This is a genomic window from Mesorhizobium sp. M7A.F.Ca.CA.002.09.1.1, from assembly GCF_003998555.1.
GTDB classification, from domain to species: Bacteria; Pseudomonadota; Alphaproteobacteria; order Rhizobiales; family Rhizobiaceae; genus Mesorhizobium; species Mesorhizobium ciceri.
On record NZ_RZRR01001003.1, the window covers coordinates 1 to 1863 of the forward strand.

The window sequence follows — 1863 nt, forward strand, 5'->3', positions numbered from 1 at the left end:
CTGGTGCGCGCAGCGCTCGCCGCCGACAAGAAGCTCATCACCGCCGTCTCGGTCTTCGATATTTTCGAAGGCGCTTCGCTGGGCGAGGGCAAAAAATCGATTGCCATCGAAGTGTCGATCCAGCCGGTCGAAAAGACGCTCACCGACGAGGATTTCGAGGCACTGGCCAAGCGCATCATCGAGAATGTCGGCAAGCAGACCGGGGGCGTTCTGCGGGGCTAAAAAACTTGCGAGCAGATGGCGAATCGCCCTCCAAAGGGCGATGGACCATCTGCGGTATTCCGGCCTTCCCCTTGAAGAACAGCGCGCGGCGTTTCTCGCCATCGTGTCTGCCGACCCGCTGTTATGCGACGCGGTGGCGCGGGCTCGCACGCTCGACCTGCCGGACTGGCTGGTGGTATCCGGCGCTCTCTACAACAGCATCTGGAACCACCTGACCGGCAAACCGTCGGGCTACGGCATCAGGGATGTTGATCTTTTCTACTTCGATGACAGCGACCTGTCCTATGAGGCCGAGGACGCGGTGATCCGCCGGGCGGAGAAGCATTTCGAGGGGCTGGCGTTGCCGGTCGAGGTGCGCAACCAGGCGCGGGTGCATCTGTGGTATCCGCAGAAGTTCGGACGGCCGTGCCCGCGCTATTCGAGCGCCAGCGAATCCGTCAGCCATTTTGCCTCGAAGACGCACGCCGTCGGGGTTCGATACGACGCTGACGGGCAGCTCGAGATCGTGGCACCGTTTGGTCTTGACGACATTTTCTCGTTTCGCATCACGCCGAACCGGGTGATGGACAATCAGCGCACGCATGAGGCGAAGGGTAAGCGTGCAAGGGAGAACTGGCCGGAGATTAGTGTCGAGCCTTGGTAAAAATGTCGGCAGGGCAGAGGGGGGCGCTTCACGTCAGCGTCCCCATCTTCTGCACCGCGCTGCGTACGAAAAAGGGGCGCGCGGCGCCCCTTCCGATTACTCACCAGTTTTCAACCATTCACCAGCGTCAGCTCCTTCTCCGCATAGCGCCTACCGACCACCTTGTCGGGCGACAGCGCGTCACCAATCGCCTGCACCTCGACCGCGCTCAGCGCGATCCCGGCAGCCGCCGCATTCTGCTCCAGATGGCGTATCCTTCTTGCGCCGGGGATCGGCACGATGAAATCGCCCTGGTGCAGCACCCAGGCCAGCGCCAGTTGGGCCGAAGTTACCCCCTTTTCAGCTGCCAGCTTTTCCAGCGTCGCGATGACAGCGGCGTTGGCGGCCATGGCATCGGCCTGGAAGCGCGGCAGGCCGCGGCGCCAGTCGTCATCGCTCAAGGCCTCTGGCTTGGCGATCGTGCCGGTCAGCAAGCCCCGGCCGAGCGGGCTGTAGGGAACAAAACCGATGCCGAGCTCGCGGCAGACGGCGAACACCTCGTCTTCCGGGTCGCGGCTCCACAGCGAATATTCGCTCTGCACGGCGGCAATTGGATGCACGGCATGGGCCCGGCGGATGGTCGCCGCACTCGCCTCCGACAGGCCGAGCGCGCGCACCTTGCCCTCGCGCACCAGCTCGGCCATGGCACCGACCGTGTCCTCGATCGGCACGTTGGGGTCGACACGGTGCTGGTAGTAGAGGTCGATCACATCCGTGCCGAGCCGCTTCAGCGACGCCTCGGCGACCGCCTTGACGTGCTCGGGGCGGCTGTCGACGCCGGCCATGCGGTCGAGGCCTGTACCTTCCTCCAAAATCCTGAAGCCGAATTTTGTCGCGATCGTCACCTTGTCACGCGCGGACTTCAGCGCTTTGCCGAGCAGGATCTCGTTCTCGAACGGGCCATAGACCTCCGCCGTGTCGAAGAAATTGACGCCGATATCGATGGCGCGGTGCAGCGT

At 63.6% G+C, this 1863-nt stretch carries 3 protein-coding genes; 2 read left to right on the forward strand and 1 reads right to left on the reverse strand.

Going from position 1 to position 1863, the window contains the following annotated elements; all coding sequences use genetic code 11:
* On the forward strand, nt 1–222 hold a 222-nt coding region (locus EN994_RS29490; protein ID WP_164746322.1), incomplete at its 5' end, for a hypothetical protein.
* 40 nt (nt 223–262) lie between these two features.
* Nucleotides 263–865: a nucleotidyltransferase family protein gene (locus EN994_RS29495; RefSeq protein ID WP_063169791.1), complete on the forward strand. Its 603-nt coding sequence runs from the start codon at nt 263–265 to the stop codon at nt 863–865.
* Between the two features lie 110 nt (nt 866–975).
* Here EN994_RS29495 and EN994_RS29500 read toward each other — a convergent pair.
* A partial coding sequence (locus EN994_RS29500) for an aldo/keto reductase (protein ID WP_164746323.1) occupies nt 976–1863 on the reverse strand: 888 nt, incomplete at its 5' end.